General features: G+C 62.4%; 22 protein-coding genes. 8 read left to right on the forward strand and 14 right to left on the reverse strand.

Features of this window, described 5'->3' with window-relative positions; translation table 11 throughout:
- Positions 1–328: 328 nt before the first annotated feature.
- On the forward strand, positions 329–1,633 hold the full coding sequence (locus ACAX43_RS08240) for an Nramp family divalent metal transporter (RefSeq protein WP_370707917.1): 1,305 nt from the start codon (positions 329–331) through the stop codon (positions 1,631–1,633).
- A gap of 172 nt (positions 1,634–1,805) precedes the next feature.
- Complete coding sequence (locus ACAX43_RS08245; RefSeq protein WP_370707918.1) at positions 1,806–2,009, forward strand: DUF1289 domain-containing protein; 204 nt, start codon at positions 1,806–1,808, stop codon at positions 2,007–2,009.
- 12 nt (positions 2,010–2,021) lie between these two features.
- Here the strand turns inward: ACAX43_RS08245 and ACAX43_RS08250 are convergent, their stop codons facing one another.
- The 4 genes from ACAX43_RS08250 to ACAX43_RS08265 form a co-directional block, all read right to left on the reverse strand.
- Positions 2,022–2,678 carry an OmpW family protein gene (locus ACAX43_RS08250; RefSeq protein ID WP_370707919.1) on the reverse strand — a complete coding sequence of 219 codons (657 nt, stop codon included), beginning with the start codon at positions 2,676–2,678 and terminating at the stop codon, positions 2,022–2,024.
- Between the two features lie 70 nt (positions 2,679–2,748).
- Entirely contained in the window at positions 2,749–3,939 is a 1,191-nt protein-coding gene (locus ACAX43_RS08255; protein ID WP_370707920.1) for an NAD(P)H-dependent flavin oxidoreductase, read from the reverse strand.
- 216 nt (positions 3,940–4,155) lie between these two features.
- On the reverse strand, positions 4,156–5,748 hold the full coding sequence (locus tag ACAX43_RS08260; RefSeq protein ID WP_370707921.1) for an ABC-F family ATPase: 1,593 nt from the start codon (positions 5,746–5,748) through the stop codon (positions 4,156–4,158).
- 83 nt (positions 5,749–5,831) lie between these two features.
- Complete coding sequence (locus tag ACAX43_RS08265) at positions 5,832–6,806, reverse strand: NAD(P)-dependent oxidoreductase (RefSeq protein ID WP_370707922.1); 975 nt, start codon at positions 6,804–6,806, stop codon at positions 5,832–5,834.
- 173 nt (positions 6,807–6,979) lie between these two features.
- Between ACAX43_RS08265 and ACAX43_RS08270 the strand changes: the two genes are divergently transcribed.
- Positions 6,980–7,186 carry a dodecin gene (locus ACAX43_RS08270; RefSeq protein ID WP_370707923.1) on the forward strand — a complete coding sequence of 69 codons (207 nt, stop codon included), beginning with the start codon at positions 6,980–6,982 and terminating at the stop codon, positions 7,184–7,186.
- 122 nt (positions 7,187–7,308) lie between these two features.
- On the opposite strand, the gene ACAX43_RS08275 is transcribed toward ACAX43_RS08270, so the two are convergent.
- From ACAX43_RS08275 to ACAX43_RS08290, 4 genes are all read right to left on the reverse strand, one after another.
- Entirely contained in the window at positions 7,309–8,403 is a 1,095-nt protein-coding gene (locus ACAX43_RS08275; RefSeq protein ID WP_370707924.1) for a BMP family ABC transporter substrate-binding protein, read from the reverse strand.
- A 77-nt stretch (positions 8,404–8,480) separates the two neighbouring features.
- A complete protein-coding gene (locus ACAX43_RS08280; protein WP_370707925.1) occupies positions 8,481–9,410 on the reverse strand; it encodes an ABC transporter permease in 930 nt (309 codons plus the stop codon).
- A 38-nt stretch (positions 9,411–9,448) separates the two neighbouring features.
- Positions 9,449–10,546 carry an ABC transporter permease gene (locus tag ACAX43_RS08285; RefSeq protein WP_370707926.1) on the reverse strand — a complete coding sequence of 366 codons (1,098 nt, stop codon included), beginning with the start codon at positions 10,544–10,546 and terminating at the stop codon, positions 9,449–9,451.
- A gap of 80 nt (positions 10,547–10,626) precedes the next feature.
- Positions 10,627–12,228 carry an ABC transporter ATP-binding protein gene (locus tag ACAX43_RS08290; protein WP_370707927.1) on the reverse strand — a complete coding sequence of 534 codons (1,602 nt, stop codon included), beginning with the start codon at positions 12,226–12,228 and terminating at the stop codon, positions 10,627–10,629.
- A 254-nt stretch (positions 12,229–12,482) separates the two neighbouring features.
- Between ACAX43_RS08290 and ACAX43_RS08295 the strand changes: the two genes are divergently transcribed.
- Entirely contained in the window at positions 12,483–13,415 is a 933-nt protein-coding gene (locus tag ACAX43_RS08295; RefSeq protein ID WP_172176057.1) for a LysR substrate-binding domain-containing protein, read from the forward strand.
- A 74-nt stretch (positions 13,416–13,489) separates the two neighbouring features.
- Here ACAX43_RS08295 and ACAX43_RS08300 read toward each other — a convergent pair whose 3' ends face one another.
- Positions 13,490–14,887, reverse strand: a complete 1,398-nt coding sequence (locus ACAX43_RS08300; protein WP_370707928.1) for an 8-oxoguanine deaminase — start codon at positions 14,885–14,887, stop codon at positions 13,490–13,492.
- 501 nt (positions 14,888–15,388) lie between these two features.
- Between ACAX43_RS08300 and uraH the strand changes: the two genes are divergently transcribed.
- From uraH to ACAX43_RS08320, 4 genes are all read left to right on the forward strand, one after another.
- Entirely contained in the window at positions 15,389–15,742 is a 354-nt protein-coding gene (gene uraH, locus ACAX43_RS08305) for a hydroxyisourate hydrolase (RefSeq protein ID WP_370707929.1), read from the forward strand.
- A 307-nt stretch (positions 15,743–16,049) separates the two neighbouring features.
- Positions 16,050–17,243 carry a urate hydroxylase PuuD gene (locus tag ACAX43_RS08310; RefSeq protein WP_370707930.1) on the forward strand — a complete coding sequence of 398 codons (1,194 nt, stop codon included), beginning with the start codon at positions 16,050–16,052 and terminating at the stop codon, positions 17,241–17,243.
- 230 nt (positions 17,244–17,473) lie between these two features.
- The gene (locus ACAX43_RS08315) at positions 17,474–17,740 is read left to right on the forward strand and encodes a helix-turn-helix domain-containing protein (protein WP_370707931.1); all 267 of its coding nucleotides are present in this window, start codon (positions 17,474–17,476) and stop codon (positions 17,738–17,740) included.
- Complete coding sequence (locus tag ACAX43_RS08320; protein ID WP_370707932.1) at positions 17,737–19,089, forward strand: type II toxin-antitoxin system HipA family toxin; 1,353 nt, start codon at positions 17,737–17,739, stop codon at positions 19,087–19,089. Before ACAX43_RS08315 ends, ACAX43_RS08320 begins: the two co-directional genes overlap by 4 nt.
- Positions 19,090–19,193: 104 nt before the next feature.
- On the opposite strand, the gene ACAX43_RS08325 is transcribed toward ACAX43_RS08320, so the two are convergent.
- The 5 genes from ACAX43_RS08325 to ACAX43_RS08345 form a co-directional block, all read right to left on the reverse strand.
- Positions 19,194–19,706 carry an ureidoglycolate lyase gene (locus tag ACAX43_RS08325; protein ID WP_370707933.1) on the reverse strand — a complete coding sequence of 171 codons (513 nt, stop codon included), beginning with the start codon at positions 19,704–19,706 and terminating at the stop codon, positions 19,194–19,196.
- A complete protein-coding gene (gene alc / locus ACAX43_RS08330; RefSeq protein ID WP_370707934.1) occupies positions 19,706–20,716 on the reverse strand; it encodes an allantoicase in 1,011 nt (336 codons plus the stop codon). The genes ACAX43_RS08325 and alc overlap by 1 nt, the downstream gene beginning before the upstream one ends.
- Positions 20,717–20,809: 93 nt before the next feature.
- Positions 20,810–21,331: a 2-oxo-4-hydroxy-4-carboxy-5-ureidoimidazoline decarboxylase gene (uraD, locus tag ACAX43_RS08335; protein ID WP_370707935.1), complete on the reverse strand. Its 522-nt coding sequence runs from the start codon at positions 21,329–21,331 to the stop codon at positions 20,810–20,812.
- Positions 21,328–22,278, reverse strand: coding sequence for an allantoinase PuuE (gene puuE / locus ACAX43_RS08340; protein WP_370707936.1), 951 nt, complete (start codon positions 22,276–22,278; stop codon positions 21,328–21,330). The genes uraD and puuE overlap by 4 nt, the downstream gene beginning before the upstream one ends.
- A gap of 240 nt (positions 22,279–22,518) precedes the next feature.
- The gene (locus tag ACAX43_RS08345; protein WP_370707937.1) at positions 22,519–23,385 is read right to left on the reverse strand and encodes an aspartate/glutamate racemase family protein; all 867 of its coding nucleotides are present in this window, start codon (positions 23,383–23,385) and stop codon (positions 22,519–22,521) included.
- Between the last annotated feature and the right edge of the window lie 2 nt (positions 23,386–23,387).

Consider the following 23,387-nt stretch of genomic DNA (forward strand, 5'->3'; position numbering starts at 1 on the left):
TAGCGGGTTATCCGCGCGTGTCCACCCGAAAAAAACACCAGCGCCGGCTCGGTGTTATCTGGTTGTCAGGTGAAGCCGGCCGTACCCCGTGCCGGTTCCCCTGGGGCGGCGGCCAGCCGCCGCCCTCCGCGAATTCCATGCGGACCAGCTAACTGTGGATCCGAGCACGAACCGCCTGCCGTTCAACGGTGCACAATAGCTGAAAAAACACTGTACGACGGGGTGCCGCGAATAGCGCGCGCCTTTGCCGCCCGCGCTCGCGCCGCGTGCCGCTTTGCTGCGGGCACGGGGCTTGCAACTTGTTGCAGTCTTAAACCTCCAGGCATTGATGAACACGAATCCATCCGCGTTGCGACCGAACCGCCGTCGGCATCTGCCGGGAAGCGGGCCGGCACGTCCCGCGCACTGGTTTTCGTTCGTCGGTGCGGGGGCGCTGATCGCGGTCGGCTACATCGATCCTGGCAATTGGGCGACCGCGCTCGGCGCCGGCGCGGGTTACGGTTACCGGCTGCTGGGCATGGTGCTGCTGGCGAGCCTGATGGCGATGCTGCTGCAATGGCTGTCGTCGCGGCTGGGCGTCGTCACCGGGCGCGACCTGGCGCAGATCTGCCGCGAACGCTCGAGCCGCCGCGTCACCCTCTTCCTATGGCTGACCAGCGAGGTTGCGATCATCGCGTGCGACGTCGCCGAGGTGGTCGGCAGCGCGGTTGCATTGCAATTGCTACTGGGTGTGTCGCTGAAGGTCGGCGTGCTGATGTCGGCGGTCTGCACCTTCGCACTGCTGGCGCTTCAGCAGAAAGGCGGCCGCAAACTCGAAGCGGTGATCGCGGCGCTGATCGGCTTTGTCGGCCTGTGCTTCGTGGTCGAACTGGCGCTTGCCCGGCCCGACTGGCATGCCGCGCTGGCCGGCACCGCGCCGAGCCTCGACCTGCTGCGCAACGCGGGCATGGTGTGGCTGGCAGCGGGCATCGTCGGTGCGACGGTGATGCCGCACAACCTGTATCTGCACTCCTCGCTCGTCAAGCACCATGCGCCGGACGGCAGCGACGAGCAGATCAAAGCCGCATTGCAGGTCGTGAACCTGGACACTTTCGGTTCGCTTTCGTTTGCTTTCGTGATCAACGCGGCCCTGCTGATCGTGGCGGCCGCCGTGTTCTACGCGAGCGGCCACCGCGGCGTCACCGATCTCGCCGATGCCCATCGGCTCATCGCGCCGCTCGTCGGCACACACTGGGCCGGCATCCTGTTCGCGGCGGCCCTGCTCGCATGTGGACTGAGCGCGACCGTCACGGGCACGCTGGCCGGTCAGGCGGTGATGGAAGGCTTTCTGCGCCTGCGCCTACCGCGCTGGAAGCGTGCCCTGTTCACCCGCGCGCTGGCAATCGGCCCGGCGCTGCTTGCGGTCGCGCTGTTCGGCCAGCACGGTTCCAATCAACTGCTGGTGGCAAGTCAGGTGGTGTTGAGTCTTCAATTGCCGCTCGCGGTCGTGCCGTTGATCCGTTACACATCGGACGCCGGCCTGATGCGCGACTGGCGCGTGCGTGGCGTGCCCCTCGTGCTGGCCTGGCTGTCGGCGGCTTTCATCGTCGTGCTCAACGGGGCGCTGTTGTGGCAGTTGGCGTTCGGCGGATGAAGCGGATCCGCTACAGCATGTCGCGCTGAGGGAAAGGATGCGAAGCGGGGCGAAAGCCGCAGTCGATACTGCCAACCGTGCATGCATCTTTGCTACGGCGAGCGCCGCGCCGTGGTGCAATCGCCGCATCGGTTAACATAGCGGCACTCTGCTTCCCGCCCCAAGGTTTCCGATGGCTTCGAATCTCCACGATCTTCCCGACAGCCCGTGCATCGGCGTCTGTTCCACGCTGTTCGACGAGGTTTGCAAAGGCTGCGGCCGCACCGCCACCGAGGTGTCAAACTGGGTGTTCCTGAGCGACGAGGAAAAGCGCGCCGTATGGATACGCATCGAGCACGACGGTTCCGCCATGCGCTTCAGGAACGACAAGCTGTAGCCGCCGCGGCAATCAGAACCGCATACCGACACCCAAACCGACCACCACCGGATCGATACTCAGCCGGCCGAGCGACTGACCGCCGAGCGATGCGTCGGTATGCATCCAGATCTTCTTGATGTCCGCGTTGACGAACAGCGACTTGGTCACCTGCACGTCCACACCGGCCTGCAACGCGGGGCCAAAGCTGTGGTTGGCGATCGAGATCGGCTGCCCCCCTGCGTTCAGGCCGTTGTTGTAGAAATACGTGTAGTTGATCCCCGCACCCACGTACGGACGGATGCGCCCCGCGTGGTTGAAGTGATATTGCAGCAGCAACGTGGGCGGCAATACGTTGACGCCGCCGAGATTGCCAAGGCTCGACGTCAACTGATGGCGCGACGTGGCGAGAATCAGCTCGACGCCGAGGTAATCGCGGATCATGTAGGTCAGATCCAGCTCCGGCACGATCGCGTTATTGACGCCCACGTTCAGCGCCGACAGTGTCTGGCTGGTCTCCACGTTCGGCACGATGCTGATCGCGCGCAGACGCACCAGTATGTCGCCGGCGTGAATGCCGCTCATCGGGTCGTCGCCGGCCGCTTGTGCCTGCTGAGCCAGAGCGCCCCCGCATAACAGGCTCGACGCGACGGCGGCGGCCTTGATTCTGTTCCTGAACGAGTGCTTCATGTGCTTCCCCGAGTGTTTGTTTGCATGCGGGGATTGTCGAAGGTCTCGTCAGGCTTCACGTTGACCCGCATCAACCCAGCGAGAACGTCCATCGCCCTGCGACAGCGGGTCGCGTCGCGCCGGTCAGGAGCAGTTCGATCAGATCGTGGACGCTGCGAATGGCCGTGCCGAACGGCAACGCTTCGCGGCCGCGGAAGAACAACCCGTTGGCCACATCGCCGCGCAATGCCGCGGCGAGACGCGTGTCGATGCAGAAGTGGCCGAACTTCTCGACACCGTCGCGCCAACCGCAGACGCCAAGACATTCGAGCGCAGTCGGACAGACGTGTTTGAGCGCGCCGATCTTGGCGCGGATTTTTGTTTCGTGGCGTAGATAGCGCATCAGCCACGGCGTTTTCACGGCGCGCGCCGGCAGCCCCGTCACACTGACGAATTCGACGATGTCGTCGGGCGTCGCTTCGGCGAGCACCCGCTTGAAGTTCGGATGCGCGTCGCCTTCCTGGGTGACGGCGAACGGCGTGCCGAGCTGCACACCGCGGGCACCCGCGCTCAGCAACTCACGCACTGTCTCATGACTGTTGATGCCGCCGGCGACGATCAAGGGCACGTCTTTGCGACCTAAGCCGAGCGACGTGAATACCGCATCGAGTTCTTCAAGTACGCGCAAAAAATCGAAGCGCTGATCGTGCAGATCGGCAAGGTTGGTCACGCCGAGATGGCCGCCCGCGTGGGCTGGATGTTCGATCACGACCGCGTCGGGCAGACGGCCTTTTTTCATCCACTTCTTCAGCACCAATGCAACGCCGCGGCTATCCGACAGGATGGGGATCAGTGCGATGTCATGGCCGTGAGTCATGTCCGGCAAATCGAGCGGCAGGCCTGCGCCCATGACGATCGCGTCGGCGCCGCTTTCGCAGGCGACGCGCACGTAGTCTGCTTGCGCGTTGACTGCCTTCATCACGTTGACGGCGATCATGCCACGGCCTTCGCTGAGTGCCTTGGCCGAGTGGATTTCGCGGGCTAACGCGGTGAGGTTCGCCTGTTCGAGCGTAGCGCGGTCGGGCGACTGGCGGCAGAGCTCGATGAGGTCGTGATGATGATGACGCAAATCGATGCTCGCGATGGTGCCGAGAGCACCCTCGCGGGCGACGCTGCCGGCCAGCCGGTGGGCTGAGATGCCGACGCCCATGCCGCCTTGCACGATCGGAAGGAGTGCGCGGCCACGGATAACCAGAGGGGGGAAGGAGTGAGAGGTGAGCATTGACGACCCGGTGATTGGACTATCGAAACAGCGATAATCGGTCGTCGGGCGCCGCTCGCATTGCTTTGGGTCAATGAGTCCGTTCGCCGGCCCGGTTTTGCGTTGGTGGGTTGACGCGGGTCACGTCGAAAACGGTGCGCAAGACGCGCCCCATGAAAAAAGCCCGCTTCGACGAAGCGGGCTTGGCTTTAGGCTACATCGTGAAGCGAGGAATGCTTACTGCACGCCCTGGCTCAACAGGAAGTCTTCATAATTGCCGCCGAAGTCGTTCAGCGTGCCATTGGTCTTCACTTCGATGATCCGGTTCGCGAGGCCGCTCACGAACTCCCGGTCGTGCGACACGAAGATCAGCGTGCCTTCGTATTTATCGAGCGCGATCTGCAGCGATTCGATCGACTCCATGTCCATGTGGTTGGTCGGCTCGTCCATCAGCATCACATTGTGGCGGCCCAGCATCAGCTTGCCCCAGATCATGCGGCCCTTCTCGCCGCCCGACAGCACCTTCACCGACTTGCGGATGTCGTCGGCATTGAACAGCAAACGGCCCAGCGTGCCGCGCACCATCTGTTCGTCGTCGCCTTCCTGGCGGTAGCCGTCGATCCAGTCCATCAGCGTGAGGTCGTCAGGAAACTCTTCGTACGTGTCCTGCGGCATGTAGCCGACATTCGCATTCTCGGCCCACTTCACCGTGCCGTGATCGAGCGTGAGCTTGCCGAGCAGCGAGCGCAGCAGCGTGGTCTTCCCCGCGCCGTTCTCGCCGATGATCGCGATACGCTCGCCCGGCTGCACGCTGATGCTGAAATCGTTGAAGATCGTACGATCGTACTTCTTCGAGATCTTGTCGGCGACCACTGCGATGTTGTGCAGCTTTTTTTCGTACTCGAAGCGGATAAACGGATTCTGCCGCGACGAGGGCTTGAATTCCTCGATCTTGATTTTTTCGATCTGCTTCGCACGGCTGGTGGCCTGACGGGCCTTCGACTTGTTCGCCGAGAAACGGCGCACGAAGTCCTGCAGGTCGGCGACGCGCTCCTTCGCCTTCGCGTTGGCGTTCTGCTGGCGCTCGCGCGCCTGCGTGCTCGCCAGCATGTAGTCGTCGTAGTTGCCCGGATAGACCTTCAGCGTGCCGTAGTCCATGTCGGCCATGTGCGTGCAGACCTGGTTCAGGAAGTGACGATCGTGCGAGATGATGATCATCGTCGAGTTGTACTGGTTGAGCACGTCTTCCAGCCAACGGATCGAGTTGATGTCCAGGTTGTTGGTCGGTTCGTCGAGCAACAGCACGTCCGGCTTCGAGAACAGCGCCTGCGCGAGCAGCACGCGCAGTTTCCAGCCCGGCGCCACGGCGCTCATCGGGCCGTTGTGGTCTTCGATCGCGATGCCGATGCCGAGCAGCAGTTCGCCCGCGCGCGCTTCGGCGGTGTAGCCGTCGTACTCGGCGAATTTCGCTTCGAGTTCCGCGGCGTGCATGTAGTCGTCGTCGGTGGCGTCCGGGTTCGCATAGATCGCGTCGCGCTCGGTCATTGCACCCCACATTTCCGTGTGGCCCATCATCACGACGTCGAGCACGCGCACGTCTTCATACGCGAACTGGTCCTGGCGCAGCTTACCGAGGCGAACATTCGGTTCGAGCATCACGTTGCCGGAGCTCGGTTCCAGATCGCTGCCCAGTATCTTCATGAACGTGGACTTGCCGCAGCCGTTCGCACCGATCAGGCCATAGCGGTTCCCTTCCCCGAATTTGACCGAGATGTTTTCGAAGAGGGGCTTTGGCCCGAATTGCATGGTGATATTGGCGGTAGACAGCACGGCGCGTCCCTTTGAATGTGATATCGGCGAACAACCCAATATTTTAGCAGGTTATCGCGAACTCAACCCACGCACGCGCTGCGCTACCGGCTTGGGGCGCCGCGCGGCGTCTGCAAAACGTCGATAAAGGCCGACAGATCGGCCTCGGCAAGCCCCATTGCCGCGCCGAGCCGCAGCAGTTGCTGGACCGTCGACGAAACCGGCATCGGCGTGCCGGTCTCGTACGCCGTGGCGGCAACCGTGTCGATGTCTTTCTGGAAGGTGCGGAAGGCGCCGATCGGCGCGAGGCCGCTTTGCGTCATGCGCGGCACGAAAATCTGCAGCAGCACCGAATCGGCCCAGCCGCCGGCCAAACCCTCCGTGAGTTTCGCGGCGTCAATGCCGCTGCGTTGTGCAAGGCTCACCGCCTCGGCGATCGCCGCCAACGTCGCGGTGACGATGGTCTGATTGCAGAGCTTGGTGGTCTGCCCGGCGCCGACCTCGCCCATGTGCGTGACACGGGCCGCGTACGCTCGCAGCAACGGCGTGACGGCTGCAACGTCCGCGGCGGCGCCACCGGCCATGATGGCGAGCGTACCGGCGTTGGCACCCGCCACGCCGCCCGATACCGGTGCATCAATCCAGCCGACGCTTGCAGCCCCCGCGCGCGCGCCGGCCGTTGGACCAGCGGTCGCGGTCGCACCGATCGCACCGGTCGCACCGGTCGCAGCTACCGCAACTAACGCAGCAGCACGCTGCGCAAACGCTCGCGTCGCGGCAGGCGGAATGCTGGAGTGATCGACAATCCAGCGCACGCGCCCGGCGGTATCGCCGCTCAGCAGCCCTGCTGTCCCGAACACGGTTTCTTCAACCGCCGCCGCATCCGCGACGCACAGCAGCACTGCCTCGCACCGTGAAGCCAGGTCGCGCGGGGTATCGGCCACCTTGGCCCCGTCCGCGAGCAACGCTTCCGCTTTGGCCCGCGTGCGATTCCACACATGCACGGCATGCCCCGCGCGCAGCAAATGCCGGATCATCGGCGCGCCCATCAGGCCGGGGCCGCAAAAACCAATTTCCACTTGTCAGACCTCGTCGGATTTCAGATTGAGTTGCGCGGACATGATAACGGCCGCGCTTCGCGTGGGCATATCGGGCACACGATGTGCGACATGATTCGCTCATGCGAGGGACGTCCGCGGCAATCCATTGCCTATACTTTTTGCACACCAACGAAGATCAAAGGAGGAAGTTCATGTCAGAACACGTCTACAAGCAAATCGAACTGACGGGCTCATCGGCCAAATCGATCGACGACGCAATCAGCACCGCGATTACCAAAGCGTCCAAGACGCTGCGCAATTTGCACTGGTTCGAAGTGACGGAAACGCGGGGCCAGATCGAAAACGACAAGGTCGCGTACTGGCAGGTGACCATCAAGGTCGGCTTGCGCATCGACTAGCCTCTGCCTGTAAGACTTTCGACACCCAACCCGCTCCCAAAAAAAGCTGCGTCCGTACAGGACGCAGCTTCTTAAAGCAGCGGTTGCTGAGACCGCCGCCCGGTCGAGCGCTGTAAAAGTGCTTACTTCGGCAGCGAACCGTCCACGCCTTCCACATACCAGTTCAGGCGCTGCAATTCCGGATCAGCCAGCGTCTTGCCGGCCGGCACCTTCACCGCACCCGACTGATCCTTGATCGGGCCCGTGAACACGTCCCACTTGCCGCCCGCCAGCTCGTCACGCTTGGCCGCGACCTGTTTCTGCGCATCAGCCGAAATCACCGACGTGTTCAGGTCTTCAAGATTGACGGCCTTTTGCGGAATGCCCCACCACACCGGCGTGTTCTTCCACTTGCCGTCCAGCACCTGCTGGATCGCGGCGTTGTAATACACGCCCCAGTGCGCGACCACCGAACCGAGATGCGCCTCAGGACCGAACTTCTTCATGTCCGAATCCCAGCCGAACGCATGCACGTGCTTTTCCGATGCGGTCGCAAGCGTCGCGCTCGAATCGGTGTTTTGCAGCAGCACGTCGGCACCCTGGCCGATCAGGGTTTCAGCGGCCTGCTTTTCCTTGCCCGGATCGAACCAGCTGTTGATCCAGATGACCTTGGTGTGGATCTTCGGATTCACCGAGCGCGCGCCGAGCGTGTACGCGTTGATGTTGCGGATCACTTCAGGAATCGGCACCGAGGCGACGAAACCGAGCGTGTTGGTCTTCGTCACGTAGCCTGCGGCGACGCCGGCCAGGTACGCGCCCTGGTACATGCGCACGTCATAGGTGCCGAAGTTCGGTGCCTTCTTGTAGCCGGTTGCGTGCAGGAACACTGTGTCCGGGAAGTCTTTCGCGACCTTCAGTTCGAAGTCCTGATAGCCGAAGCTCGAACCGATGATGATCTTGTTGCCCTTGTTCGCCAGATCGCGGAACACGCGCTCGGAGTCGGCCGATTCCGGCACGTTCTCGATGCGGGTGATCTTGATCTTGTTGCCGAACTTCGCTTCCGCTTCCTTCGAGCCCTGATCGTGCGCGAAGGTCCAGCCGGCATCGCCCGGATTGCCGAGGTAAACAAACGCGACGCCGGGTACGTCGGCGGCCTGTGCGGTTTGCGCGAGCGGCGCGGCGAGCGCCAGCGAGGCCGCGCCCCATGCGCAAGCAGTCAGCAGATTTCTTCTCTTCATGTTTTCTCCTGTCGTGTTTGTCGAAAGATTTGAAACGTGTGGTCGGTCACGTGCGAATACTCCGATCCATAGCCGCGTCAGCCCGCCGAGAAAAACGGCTTGCCGAGCGATGCGGGTGCATTCAGGCGAATCGTGTTCGGGTTGCGCGAAATCAGCACGAGCACGACGACCGTCGCGACATACGGCAGCATCGCGAGGAATTGCGTCGGCACGGGCACGCCGATCGCCTGGGCATAGAACTGCAGGCCGGTCACGGCGCCGAACAACAATGCACCGATCAGCAGGCGGCCCGGGCGCCACGTCGCGAACACTACCAGCGCGAGCGCGATCCAGCCGCGGCCCGAGGTGAGCTGCTCCTGCCACAGGTGCAGGTTGACGATCGAGTAATAGCCGCCTGCGAGCCCTGCCATGCCGCCGCCGAAGGCCACCGCGCCGTAACGCACGCCGACCACCGGAAAGCCGACCGAGTGCGCCACTTGCGGCGATTCGCCCACCGAGCGCAGCACGAGGCCTGCACGCGTGCGGTACAGGAACCACCCGATCACCGCGAACATGAGGAACGCGAGGTAGTCGAGCGGCGTAAGGCTAAAGAATGCGGGACCGAGCACCGGGATCTTCGAAAGGCCGGGAATGGTCCACGTGCCGATGGTGGCGCGCACGGCCGCCGACGTGTACGGCTTGCCGATATAGGCGGACAAGCCGATGCCGAAGATCGTCAGCGACAGGCCGGTGGCGACCTGATTGGCGAGCATCGTCAGCGTGAGGAACGCGAACAGCATCGACATCGCGAGACCGGCGCCGATCGCGGCGACCACGCCGAGCCATGGATTGCCGGTAATGGCGGTGACCGCGTAGCCGGTCACGGCGCCCATCAGCATCATGCCTTCGACGCCGAGATTGAGAACGCCCGACTTCTCGGCGACGAGTTCGCCTGCGCCCGCGAACATCAGCGGGATCGCGGCGGTGACGGCGCTCGAGGTGAGCGCGCTGGCTTGTTGAATATCCATGGAGATCCGGCGGGGAAATCAGCAGCGAATGAGTGGACTTATGCGGCCAGCGTTCGGCGGCGCACGCGGTAGTTCACAAACAGGTCGGCACCCAGCAGGCAGAACAGCAGCAGCCCCTGGAACACGCCGGAGAGCGCCTGCGGCAATTGCATCGAGGTCTGCACCGCTTCGCCGCCGAGGTACAGCAGCGCCATCAGCAGGCTGGCGAGCACAATGCCGACCGGATGCAGCCGTCCGACGAACACGACGATGATTGCGGTGAAGCCGTAGCCCGGCGACCACGTCGCCTGCAACTGGCCGATCGGACCGGCGATCTCGCCCATGCCGGCGAGGCCCGCGAGGCCGCCGCTGATCAGGAGTGACGTCCAGATGGTTTTCTTGTCGGAGAAGCCGGCATAGCGCGCGGCGAGCGGCGCAAGACCGCCGACGTTCATCCGGTAGCCCGCGAAGCTTTTGCGCATGAACAGCCACACGAGCGGAATCGCGATCAGTGTAATGAATACCGACGCGTTCAGACGCGTGCCGTGCAACCATTTCCAGTGCCAGTCGCCGGAAAAGGTCGGGTACAGCGCGTCGCCGCTGAACATCTCCGAGAGCGGGAAGTTCATGCCTTGCGGATCGCGCCACGGGCCGCTAACCAGATAGATCAGCAGTTGCGTGGCGACGTACGTGAGCATCAGGCTGACGAGAATCTCGTTGGTGTTGAAGCGGCTTTTCAGCAGCGCGGGAATCGCGGCCCACGCCATGCCGCCCAGCACGCCGGCGATCATCATGGTCGGCAGAATCCACCAGCCGGCGGCCTGGTCAAAATAGATCGCGACGCCACTCGCGGCAATGCCGCCGAGCAGCATCTGTCCTTCAGCGCCGATGTTCCAGACATTCGCGCGATAGCCGATCGCGAGGCCGAGGCCGATCAGGCACAACGGTGAAGCCTTCAGCAGCAGTTCGGACCAGCCGTTCGCACTGGAAAGCGGTTCGATGAAAAACGCGTGCATGGCTTCCAGCGGATCACGGCCGACCAGGCTGAAGATCAGGAAGCCGATCGCGAGCGTGAGCAACGCGGCGATCAGCGGCACGGCAAGCTGCATGGTGCGCGAGGGCGTCGTGCGTGCTTCGAGTCGGTACGGAAGAATCATGGGTAGCGTGTAATTTGTGTGGTTCTGGTGTTTAACGTCGATCAGCGTGACGTCGATCAGCGGTCCGATCGGGCATCTGCTCAGGCACGGGCCGTCTGTTCCGCCGATGGCGCCGTGCCCTCGCGGTCGCCGAACAGACCCGCCATCCAGCGGCCGATTTCCTCGGCGTTGGTCGCCCCCGTGGCACGCACCGGCGACAGTCTGCCGCGTGCAAGCACCGCGATGCGATCGCAGATGTCGAACAGCTCTTCCAGCTCCTCGGAAATCACCAGAATCGCCACGCCGCGTGCGGACAGATCCAGCAGCTGTTGACGAATAAACGAGGCCGCGCCGACGTCGACGCCCCAGGTCGGCTGTGCGACCACCAGCACCTTGGGCGCCTGCAGAATCTCGCGGCCCATGATGTATTTCTGCAGGTTGCCGCCGGAGAGACTTTGCGCCAGCGCTTCCGAGCCGCCGCAACGCACGTCGAATGCTTCAATGCAGCGCTGGGCGAATGCGCGCATCGCGCCCGCCTTGATCCAGCCGGCGTTCACCATCTGCTGCCGATGCGCGGTGAGCAGCGCGTTTTCCGACAACGACATCGCCGGCACCGCGCCGCGGCCGAGGCGTTCTTCCGGCACGAAGCCGAATCCGAGCGCGCGCCGCCCGCCTGCGCCAAGGCGCCCTGCCTGCTTGCCGCAGATCGTGACCGCGTCAGCACGCGTGCCGCGTTTCTCACCTGAGAGCGCCGACAGCAATTCGGCCTGCCCGTTGCCCGACACACCCGCGATGCCGAAGATCTCGCCGGCATGCACACCGAACGACACGTTATCGAGCGACGTGCCGAACGGATCGTCGCTCTCTACCGACAGTTGCTTCACATCGAGCAGCACGGCACCCGGATTGTGTTCACGCCGCGTGTAATCGGGCAGCGAATGGCCGACCATCAACTGCGCGAGCGACGCATGGGTTTCTTCTTTCGGCGTCACGTGACCCGTCACGCGGCCGCCGCGCATCACGGTCGCGGTGTCGCATAGTTCCTGGATTTCGTCGAGCTTGTGGCTGATGTAGAGAATGCTGCAACCTTCGGCCGCGAGACGCCGCAGCGTCGCGAAGAGCTTGCGAACCGCTTGCGGCGTAAGCACCGAAGTCGGTTCGTCCATGATCAGAAGGCGCGGATTCTGCAACAGGCAGCGCACGATCTCGACGCGCTGCCGCTCGCCCACCGTCAAGCTATGCACGTGGCGTTGCGGGTCGATGTCGAGGCCGTAGTCGGCGGAGACTTCGCGGATGCGTCTGGAAAGCGCCTTCAGGTCGAAAGGTTCGTCGAGCGCGAGCGCGATGTTTTCGCCGACCGTGAGCGTCTCGAACAGCGAAAAATGCTGGAACACCATGCCGATGCCGAGCTTGCGCGCCGCCGCCGGGCTGGCTATCTCGACCGGCTCGCCTTCCCAGCGGATCTCGCCGGCATCGGGCCGCACCGCGCCGTAAATGATTTTCATCAGCGTGCTTTTGCCGGCGCCGTTTTCGCCGAGCACGGCATGGATTTCACCCGGCGCGACGATTAACGTGACGTCGTCGTTGGCACGCACGGCCGGATATTGTTTGGTGATGCCCTGGAGCACCAACCGGGGCGCCGCCTGTTCCGGCCTGTTTGCCGGCTGCGCGGGGGCGCCGTCGCTATAAGAAGAGTCGCTCATGTGATTCCGTAGTACGTCAGAGACTGCCGGTTACCGCGCGTTCGCTCGCCCCGTTGCAGGCAGGCGATCCGTCACCACAACCGGATGACAATACCTAATTCGACCCGCTCAGTCGAGCCGTCAAAATTCCCCGCAAACCCCCGCCGCAGCGTGCTCTGCGGGTATCCCACTCTTGACGTGGCTTTGTGTTCATATTAAAAGTCATATACACCCACGCCCGCTCGATCAGCCAGAACATATATTTCGGAGAAGTCATGAGTCAGCAACGCGAGGCGATCGATACGTATTTATTACGCGTCTTGCATACCCTCCTGATGGAACGCAGCGTCACGCGCGCGGCCGTCAAACTTAATCAATCGCAACCCGCCATTAGCGCGGCGCTGCGCCGTTTGCGCGATATCACCGGCGACCCGCTGCTGGTGCGCGGCAAATCCGGCATGGTGCCGACCGAGTACGGCCTGCGCCTGCTCGAACCGGTGCAGAACGCGCTGCGCGAGATCGAACGCATCAAGTTCCAACAGCACAACTTCGATCCGGCTACCTCGATCCGTTGCTACCGGATCGGCTGCCCGGACTATCTGAACGTGCTGTTCGTGCCGACGGTCGTGGAACGTTTTCGTCAGGCCGCGCCGAACGCCACGCTCGAATTTCACTCGCTCGGGCCGGCGTTCGACTACGAACTGGCGCTCGAAGACGGCAAGCTCGATACCGTGGTCGGCAACTGGCCGGAGCCGCCGGAACAATTGCATCTGTCGAATCTGTTCGTCGATCAGATCGTCTGCCTGATGAGCAACGCGCATCCGTTCGCCAAGCGCGGCGGGTTGACGCTCGACCAGTACCTGAATGCTCCGCATCTCGCGCCTACTCCTTACTCGGTGGGCCAACGCGGCGCGATCGATGTGCATCTCGCGCGCGAGCGGTTAAAGCGTCACGTGGTCGTCACGTTGCCGTACTTCAATCTGGCGCCCTACGTCTTGATCAAGTCCGATCTGATCTTCACGACAACACGCCTGTTTGCCGACTACTACGCCAAATTCCTGCCGCTGACCGTGGTGCCCGCACCGCTCGATTTCCCGCCGATGCAGTACTACCAGCTGTGGCACGAGCGCGTGCATTACTCCGACGAAGTGCGCTGGCTGCGCAGTCTGGTCGCCGAGGCGACCAAGACGTTGATCGATAAGCCTTGAACTTCGCTTTGCGTTTCTATCGGCATCCAGTCCTGATGGGTGCCGATAGATTCACACTGCCCGCCACGCTCCCGTTACGCGGCCGCTTCGTAAAGCGTCCTGGCCAAGCGGTTGTGCTGCTCGATGACCGGTCCGAGTTCCAGCGTCGCCAACTGGCCGTCTTTCACCACCACCTTGCCGCCGATCACGCTATGGCTCACCTGCGACGGCGCGCAGAACACCAGTGCCGCGACCGGATCGTGCAACGCGCCCGCAAACAGCGGCTGACGCAGATCGAAGGACACGAAGTCCGCGGCCATGCCCGGCGCCAATGCGCCAATATCATCGCGATTCAGCACCTTCGCGCCGCCTAACGTCGCGATCTCCAACGCTTCACGCGCGGTCATCGCATCCGGACCGAAGCCGACCCGCTGCAACAGCAACGCCTGACGCACTTCCGCGACCATTTGCGCACCATCGTTCGACGCCGAACCGTCGACACCCAGGCCCACCGGTACACCCGCAAGGCGCATCCGCTTGACCGGCGCAATCCCCGACGCGAGCCGCATGTTCGAACACGGACAATGCGCAACACCGGTGCCGGTACGCGCAAACAGCGCGATGCCGGCTTCGTCGAGTTGCACGCAGTGCGCATGCCATACATCGTGACCGACCCAACCGAGGTCTTCTGCATACTCCGCCGGGGTCATGCCGAACTTCTCGCGGCTATACGCGATGTCGTTGACGTTCTCCGCCAGGTGCGTGTGCAGCGACACGCCGTAATGCCGCGCCATCACCGCCGATTCGCGCATCAGATCGCGGCTCACCGAGAACGGCGAGCAAGGCGCGACCACCACGCGCAACATCGCGTAGCGTCCTTCGTCGTGGTACGTCTCGATCAGACGCTGCGTGTCCTTCAGGATGTCCGTTTCGCGCTCGACCACCGAATCCGGCGGCAAACCACCGTCCTTCTGCCCCACGCTCATGCTGCCGCGGGCCGCATGAAAACGCATGCCGATCCGCTCTGCCGCGACGATACTGTCGTCGAGGCGGCTGCCGTTCGGATAGATATACAAGTGGTCGCTCGAGGTCGTGCAACCGGACAGCAACAGCTCCGCCATCGCCGTCAAGGTCGAGACTTCGATCATCTCGGGTGTGAGGTTCGCCCACACCTTGTAGAGGTTGGTCAGCCAGCCGAACAGTTCGGCGTTCTGCGCGGCCGGAATTGCGCGCGTCAGGCTCTGATACATGTGGTGGTGCGTGTTCACGAGGCCCGGAATCACCAGATGTCCACGCATGTCCAGCACTTCGTCGGCCGTTTGCGGCAATTCCGCCGTCGGTCCGACCGCGACGATGCGGTTGTCCTCGATATACAGGCCGCCGTCGCGCAACTCGCGCCGGGCGCCGTCCATCGTGACCAGCACGTCCGCGTGCTTCACCAGCATCGTTTTCTTCGGCTTGTTCGTCTGATTAGCCGCCTGCTCCATCGTCATTCGTTTCTCCGCTTCATTACTTCCGTGCAAAGTCGTTCGAACGCGATGTGACGGCACGCCAACCGTGCCGCCGCGTCCCGTCGAACGCTGTTGGCCCGGTTACCCAGCGTATTCCGCCGTCTTCGGGGTGCGCGGCGATGCCGCGGCACAGACGTAACCTTCGACGGTCAAAATAATGCTGACAACTCGCGCCAAAGAGATACCCAAGTTCACGCTGCCGATATAGTGAGCCTTTTTTGGCACCGGTACGATCGAATTGCACTGCAATAGTCGAACGAATCGATTCGCCGCGGCTTTCAATGGCCTGTCTGTCATGCGCCAGCTATTATCTTTCCTATCTCGCGCGCGCTGAAGGGAACAACCTTTTTACAATGGTGCCACGGCGCTCGCTTCAATTCGCCGACGGGTATGTAGCCACTGACGTGGAGCCTCGATCCGCCGCAAACGTATTCTGGATCGGGCTGCCGCCGAAACCTCGCATTCACATAAGGAAAATTGCGAATGGGAAAGCTCACTACCCATGTGCTCGACACCGCGAACGGCCGTCCTGGCGCGGGCATCAAGGTCGAACTCTTCGCGCTCTCCGGCGATATTCGCCGCGCGCTAAAAACCACCACCACCAATGACGACGGCCGCTGCGACCAGCCGTTGCTCGAAGGCGACGCATTAGTCGCGGGCGAATACGAACTCGTGTTCGGCGCCGGCGATTACTTCGCATCGATCGGTACGAAAGTGCCGGAGCCGCGTTTCGTCGATCGCGTCGTGTTGCGCTTCGGCGTGGCCGATGCCGGCGCGCATTATCACGTGCCGCTGCTGGTGTCGCCGTGGTCGTACAGCACCTATCGGGGCAGTTAAGCGCGCTGAGCGTTTTTCGATAGGCGTTGGAGGAGGACAAGGTTGAAGTCGCGTTGTTTTTCCGAGCGCGCCCGATTGCACTGTGCGGATCCGCGGAGACACCCGCGAAGCGCAATCGAACGCGTGCGACTCGATCCGAAGTTCCAATAAAAAAAGCAGCGCCGTGCGAACTGAGCGCACCGCGTTTTTACCCCGCAGTCTGTGCAGTGACGTCATGCATGCCGACGCCCCGTAAGACGGGTCCCTGAAGGCGCGATGAAAACACAAGTGTCGTTGCACGCACAACGAATCAGAAGTGGAGGAGTTCATGGAAGGCTTTATCACCGACTGGCTGAATCTGGCGATTCGCTGGTTCCACGTCATCGCCGCGATTGCATGGATCGGCGAATCGTTCTATTTCGTCGCGCTGGACAACAGCCTGAAACCGCCAGAGGACGCTAACCAGCGCAGGCGCGGCGTGTTCGGCGAACTGTGGCACGTGCACGGCGGCGGCTTTTACAACATGCAGAAGTACACCGTCGCGCCGCCGGAAATGCCGGACGATCTGCATTGGTCGAAGTGGCCGTCGTACACCACGTGGCTGTCAGGTTTTGGTCTGTTCACCGTGTTGTATCTGTTCTCGCCGACTACGTATCTGATCGACAAGAACGTGCTCGACATGGGTCCCGTGGTGGCTGTCGCTTCGGCGCTCGGCTTCCTCGCCGCGGGCTGGATCGTCTACGACTCGCTGTGCCGTTTCCTCGGTAACAAAGACAAGGTACTCGGCATCTGCGTCGGCGCTTATGTGCTGATCGCGGCGTGGCTCGCTTGCCATATCTTCGCAGGCCGTGCAGCTTACCTGATCATGGGTGCGATGCTGGCGACGATCATGTCGGCGAACGTGTTCTTCGTGATCATCCCGGGGCAGCGCAAGATGGTTGCCGCGATGCTCAAGGGCGAAACGCCGAACCCGATTTACGGCAAACGCGGCAAGCAACGCTCGGTGCACAACACCTATTTCACGCTGCCGGTGGTGTTCGCGATGCTGTCGAACCACTATGCGATGACGTACACGCACCCGTACAACTGGGCCGTGCTCGTGATCATCATGCTGGCCGGCGCGCTGATTCGCCAGTTCTTCGTGATGCGTCACCGTGGCCAGGTGCTGTGGTATCTGCCGCTGGTCGGTATCGTGCTGATGTTCGCCGCCCTCTTCTGGACGATGCCGAAGCCGATCGTGCAGCAAGCGCAAGCCGCGAATGCGCCGGTAGTCAAGGTGGCCGATATCGCGCCGGTGCTGCAACAGCGTTGCGTGGCGTGCCACTCCGCCCATCCCACGATGATGGGCAGCGCGCCGGCTGGCGTGCTGCTGGACACGCCGGATGAGATCTCGCAGAACGCACAGCGGATCTATCAGCAGGCGGTAACGTTGAAGGCAATGCCGCTGGGCAACGTCACCCATATGACCGACGACGAGCGGATGAAGATCGCCGCATGGTTTCAAGGCGGTGCAGTGAAGTGATGAGCGGCCGGGTGTCGTGCCCGGCCTGGGCGACATGAAGCGGGCTTTTCGCGCGAGCGGGAAGCCCGTTTTTTATCTTCACATCATTTTAATTTTGAGCCTCAAGGGCTACAAAAATTAAAAAAATCGTAAAATTGTAGCCCTATAGGCACAAATTAGGTTAAAAACGTTGTGCCTCATAGGCTACAATATGGAGTAATATCCGTAAAAAAGATGCCTTGGGGCTACAAATGACTAACCTTGCTGACGTCTCGGACATGCTAAAGGCCGTACGGCGCGGAAGCAACCTGTCTCAGGACGAACTGGCACGTCGCGCGGGCGTTGCTCGTACCACGGTTGCGCGCATGGAAACGCTCGCCAAAAACGACATGAGCGTCTCGGTGCTTGTGCGTCTGCTCGAAGCGGCAGGCTACGACCTCAAGGTCGTCGCGCATGGACACGGACGCACGCTTGAAGACATCCTGGCTGAGCAACGCATGCCGGATTCGAACTCATGAGGCTCGACGTCCAGGTGCTGGGCAAAACCGTCGCCACGCTATTCCGCGAGCGCGACGATTACGTCCTCAAATACAACCGCGACGCGACAGTGGCCGACTTCGTCAGTCTGACCATGCCGGTTCGAGAAGAAGCCTGGCGCTGGCCGCGCGATCTGCATCCATTTTTCCGGCAGAACCTGCCGGAAGGCTATTTGCTGAATCTGATCCGCGAACAATTCGGTCCGTTGCTCGACGGCACCGACCTGTCGCTGCTCGCCGTGGTGGGAGCGATGGGGATAGGCCGCGTCACCGTCACCCCTGAAGGCATCGTGCCGGGAACCGAGCTACAGGCACTGGACGTACAGGAGATCCTGCACGGCGACAACACGGCTGAACATTTCGCGCTGCTGGTGCGCGAATATGCGCGCGCAGCCATCTCGGGCGCCGTGCCAAAGTTCATCGCGCCTCAGGCGCAAACCGCTGTCAGTCGGTCGGCGCCCATGCCGCTCGGTAAGCCAACCATCCGAACGAGCCGCCACATTGTCAAAGGCTCTGACGACAGCACGCCGTTTCTCGGCTTCAACGAGTTCTATTCGATGCGCGTGCTCGAACGGCTCGGCGTGGCGCCGGTCGCGCGCACGCAGATGTCGGATGACGGGCGGGCCCTGATCGTCGAACGATTCGACGTCGACGCGGACGGACTGCCCGCCTACGGTGTCGAAGACATGTGCGGGTTGCTGGGTTTGCCGCCGCATGAAAAATACAACTCGACCAGCGAAAAGCTACTCAATGCCGCAAAAGCGTACTTGCTCGATCGCGACACCATGCGGCGGCAACTCGAACAGCTGGGCTGGCATCTGCTGACGAACTACGTCGTTCGCAATGCCGACTGCCACACCAAGAACATCGCGTTGTTCTATACATCGGTCGACGACGTCGCTTTCACGCCCGTCTACGACATCGTCACGACGCAGGCTTACCCGCGCTTCGCGGCCAACCCGCCGGGCCTGCCGATCGACGGGCGCAAGACCTGGGCGGCCGGCAAGACCCTCGAGCGATTCTTCAACACGCGCATGGGGATCGCGCCGCGCCAATACGCTCAAATGGTCGACGCGTTATGCGACTCGGCGGTCGCCGTCGGCCACGAGTTGATCGAAGCGGCGCGCAACGAACCGCAGTGGCGCAATGTCGCGAAGCAGATGCTGCATGCCTGGGACGAAGGCATGACGTCCTTGCGATCGCCGAAAAAGAGCCTGCAGTTCAAAGGACTCAAACCGGCAATCGAAGCGGCAGGATTTTCGGCTCCCGAGCCGGCAGAGCGTGCACGCGAAGTGATCGGGCGCTCACCTCTTCTGCGCAAGCGCGGCTGAAATACGAGATCGTCGTCCACTAGCGCGGTCCGCATATGCAAAAGCCCACAGATGACTGTGGGCTTTTGCACACCAACCTGCTCAATACTCCAAGACAGCAAGCCTCAAACCGTCACGGCGCTCAACGCATCTTCAGTAAGCCATACCGACTCGGCCAGATCCTGCTCATTCAGGTTCAACCCATCGCCGCCACGATCGACGACGATAAAGTCGCTCACGTCGCCCAACGCGATCAGCGGATGGTGCCAAACGCCCTTCGCATAATTCACACCCTGCCAGCCGCTCGTCACGAACGCGCGAATCTGCTTCGGATCAAGCTCACCTGCCGGCGCCACGACGACCAGATAGGGCTTGTCGTTCAACGGCACGAACGCCTGGCTGCCCAGCGGATGGCGTTCGAGCATCTTCACTTCGAACGGCAGCGTACGCGGTTGCCCGCGAAACAGGTTCACCAGCGTGCGACCGTTCTCGTCGGTGACGTCCACTTTCGCGAGATCGTGATAGCGGATCGTCGTGCCGAGGTTGATCGGGATCTGCTTCGCGCCTTCAAGTTCGACCACGTCGCCGAATGGGGCGAACGCTTCCTTCGTCAACGGTTCGATAGCCAGCGTTTTCATTATGCGAGCGTACCCCACAGACGCAGACGCGACACACCGCCGTCCGGAATGATGTTAAAACGCACGTGGGTCACCGGACCCAATGCCGCGATTTCGCTTTCGAAATAGTGCTGATTGTCCATCTTCAGCTTCTGTTCGCCCAGCAGCACGGGCCAGAACATGGCTTGCGTGATCAGCGAGCTGTCCGTGCCGCCCGTTACGTAGGCAGCCTGGATCGAGCAGCGGTCCGGAAAGTTACCCTTGAAGTGAGCCGTATCGACTTCGATCTTCTTGATCACACCCGGCTGTGCCAGCGCGACGATCGCCCAGTCGTTGCCCGGTTCGCGGCGTCGGCGCGTTTCCCAGCCGTCGCCCATGTTCACGCCGCGGCCCGGCATCAGAATCGTCGAGGCAGCGCCGAAGTGCTGATTGTTCGCCGCGACCAGATACGCGCCGTTTTCCATCGCCGCCAGATCGAACTGCTCGGTGCGGCTAGCGCCTGCCCAGTCGACCTGCGGTTGGCCATACACACGCAAACGCGCGATGCCGCCGTCCGGGTAGATGTTCACGCGCAAGTGCGTGTAAGCGTTCGCGTCGCCGACTTCGTGATAGTGGTGACTGTTGCCTTGCAGCGTGGTCGACGGGACGATTTCGGTCCATTGCGTCGACTGGTTCGGCACGCCATCCACCACCCGCGCAGCTTCCACGGAAGCCGCCGGCGGGAAGTTACCCGTGAAGTGGCTGGTGTCCAGATCGAGGCCCTTGATCACGCCCGGACGCGCGAGCTTCACGACGCACCAGTCATAGCCGTTGGCGCGCTTGCGGCGCGTTTCCCAGCCGTCCATCCACTTGCCGTTGTCGTCGTACTTGCCGGGAATGAAGACGGCCGGCTCCGGATTCAGCATACGTTCCTTCGGAGCGAAGAAATCGTCGCTGGACTCGAGCGCCTGCGCGCCCAGACGCGGGTCCGCCAGGTTCACATAACGGCGCGTGAAGTCCGGTGCGTTGGGGTCGAGAGTCGGGAGTGCCATCTTTGTCTTCCTTAATGTTTGCTAGTGCTGAAAAAACGTTTCGGTTCGAGGTCCGCGACGCGTGCTCAAACAAGCGAGCATCGACTGCGAACGTTAAGCGTCGATCAGGTCGTCGAGCCGGAAACGTGCGATGCGGTAAATCTGGTCGAGGCTGGCGCGCAATTCATCGGCGCGGCTGTTGTCCACACGCGCCTCGAAGTTCGCGATGATGCCGTGGCGGTCATAGCCGCGCACCGCGAGGATGAAGGGGAAACCGAACTTCTCCCGATAAGCGCTGTTCAGCGCGACCAGTTTGTCGAATTCTTCCTGCGTGCATTGGGCGAGGCCCGCGCCGCTCTGCTCACGCGTCGATTCGGCTGTCAGCTCGCCGCGTACCGCCGCTTTGCCGGCCAGCTCCGGGTGGGCGTTGATCAACGCCAGTTGCTTCTCTTCGCCAGCCGTTTCGACGATCTTCGACATCTTGCTGTGGAGCTCGTCAATGCTGGCAAACGGCCGTTGCTGCGCGGCGATTTCCGCGACCCACGGCGAATGCTCGAAAATGCCCGACAGCGCTGCGACGAACGCGTCGGTCGAGGTGCTGTTGAGTTGGTCCAGAGTGTATTGCATCGCCTTCATGCCGCTGCCCCGCGGTTGTTTTGTTGGTAAGGGTGATGTTCGCGCCAGTGGCGCGCGATATCGACGCGCCGCGTCACCCACACGCGATCGTGCTGCTCGATATGGTCGAGAAAACGTTGCAGCGCGCGGAAGCGCCCTGGCCGGCCAAGCAGGCGGCAATGCATGCCGATCGACAGCATCTTCGGCGCTTCGTCGCCTTCTTCGTAAAGCACGTCGAATGCGTCGCGCAGGTACGTGAAGAAATGGTCCGCGGTGTTGAAGCCTTGCGGGCTCGCAAAGCGCATATCGTTGGTGTCGAGCGTGTATGGCACGATCAGTTGCGGGCTCTTTGCGCCGCCCGTCACCTCGACATCCATCCAGAACGGCAGATCGTCGCCGTAGCAATCCGAGTCGTACAGAAAGCCGCCGTGTTCGGCGACCAGACGATGCGTATTGGGACTGTCGCGGCCGGTGTACCAGCCGAGCGGCCGCTCGCCGGTGACGCGCTCGATCGCTTCCATGCCGAGGCGCATGTGTTCCGCTTCTTTCTCCGGCGACACGTCCTGGTAGTGAATCCAGCGATAACCGTGACAGGCAATCTCATGACCGAGTTCGACGAAGGCGCGCCCGAGGTCGGGATGCCGTTCGATCGCCATGCCGACGCCAAACACGGTGAGCGGCAAACCGCGCTTTTCGAATTCGCGCAGAATGCGCCAGACGCCGGCGCGCGAGCCGTATTCGTAAATCGACTCCATGCTCATGTGACGAGCCGGATACGCCGCTGCGCCAACGATCTCCGACAAAAACTGCTCCGAACCCGGATCGCCGTGCAGCACGCAGTTTTCACCGCCCTCTTCGTAGTTCAGAACGAATTGCACTGCCACGCGCGCTCGGCCGGGCCAATTCGCCTGGACTGGGTGGCGGCCGTAGCCGATCAGATCGCGTGGGTAGTTCGGGTCGAGTGGCATGGTTTGACGAATGCGTGGTGACGGTACGTAAAATTCGCGAGGAACTCACGTGACATGCACGTGGGGGGCGACTGCGTTTTGCGTGCGTTTGCGTGTTAATCACGCCGGCGCGGGCGGATAAAGCACCCAAAGGCGGCGCCAGAAAGCAGCACCAAAAAAGCGTTCGAACACCAGCGCCGAGTGGGACCAGTGTAGCGAAAACACCCGGGTGCGCCCATACACCCGGGCAGATAGTGCGTGTCAGACTGAATGTATGTGCCGTGCCGGCTCCGCGGGGCGTTCGGTGGTGTTTACCCGCAGTAAACCGTTCGAATTTGCGCTTTCCGCCGCGCTTGCGGCCGAATCGCGTGGCGGTTGGGGATTCGGGTCGGCATCGGTCGGACTGAAGGCTTCCAGCGCGCCGTCGTAGTGCTTGGCCAGCGGCCGCGCATAGTCGCCCCGCTTGGCCGTCGACAAACGCAGCGCCACTAGCGCCTCGGTCCATTTGAGCGCCGCCGTCACGCCTTCGATCACCGGCGCGCCCAATGCATCTTCGATTTCCGCGCACAACTCGGCCATCCCGGCGCAACCGAGCACGATCGCGTCCGATCCATCTTCCTCCAGCGCGCGCCGGCATTCGTCGAGGATGATGCGGCGCGCCGCCGAGCCGGGCTTGTCGAGATCGAGCACGGCGACGTCGGTGGCGCGCACGTTGCGGCAAAATCGCTTCATGCCGTAGCGCTCGGCAAGATGCCACGCCATGCCGCACGTGCGCGCCAGCGTGGTCACCACCGAAAACCCCGGCGCCAACACGCTTGCCGCGTGCATCGCGGCTTCCGCAATGCCGATCACCGGACCGCGTGCCAGCTCGCGCGCCGCGTACAAACCAGGGTCGCCGAAGCAGGCGATCACGTAACCATCGCAGCCCTCACGCTCTCCGGCGATGACCTCCGCCAGCAAGCCGGGCGTCGCGAGCGCTTCGTCGTAATAGCCTTCGATCGACGGCGGCCCCATCGTCGGATTCACCGCGATCACTTCGGTGCCGGGTGCGGCGACTTCGCGCGCGCAGCGGCCCATCGCCTCTGTCATGCGTTGCGTCGTATTCGGATTGATCAGTTTGATGCGCATAT

This window comes from Paraburkholderia sp. IW21, from assembly GCF_041321145.1.
Taxonomy (GTDB): Bacteria; Pseudomonadota; Gammaproteobacteria; order Burkholderiales; family Burkholderiaceae; genus Paraburkholderia.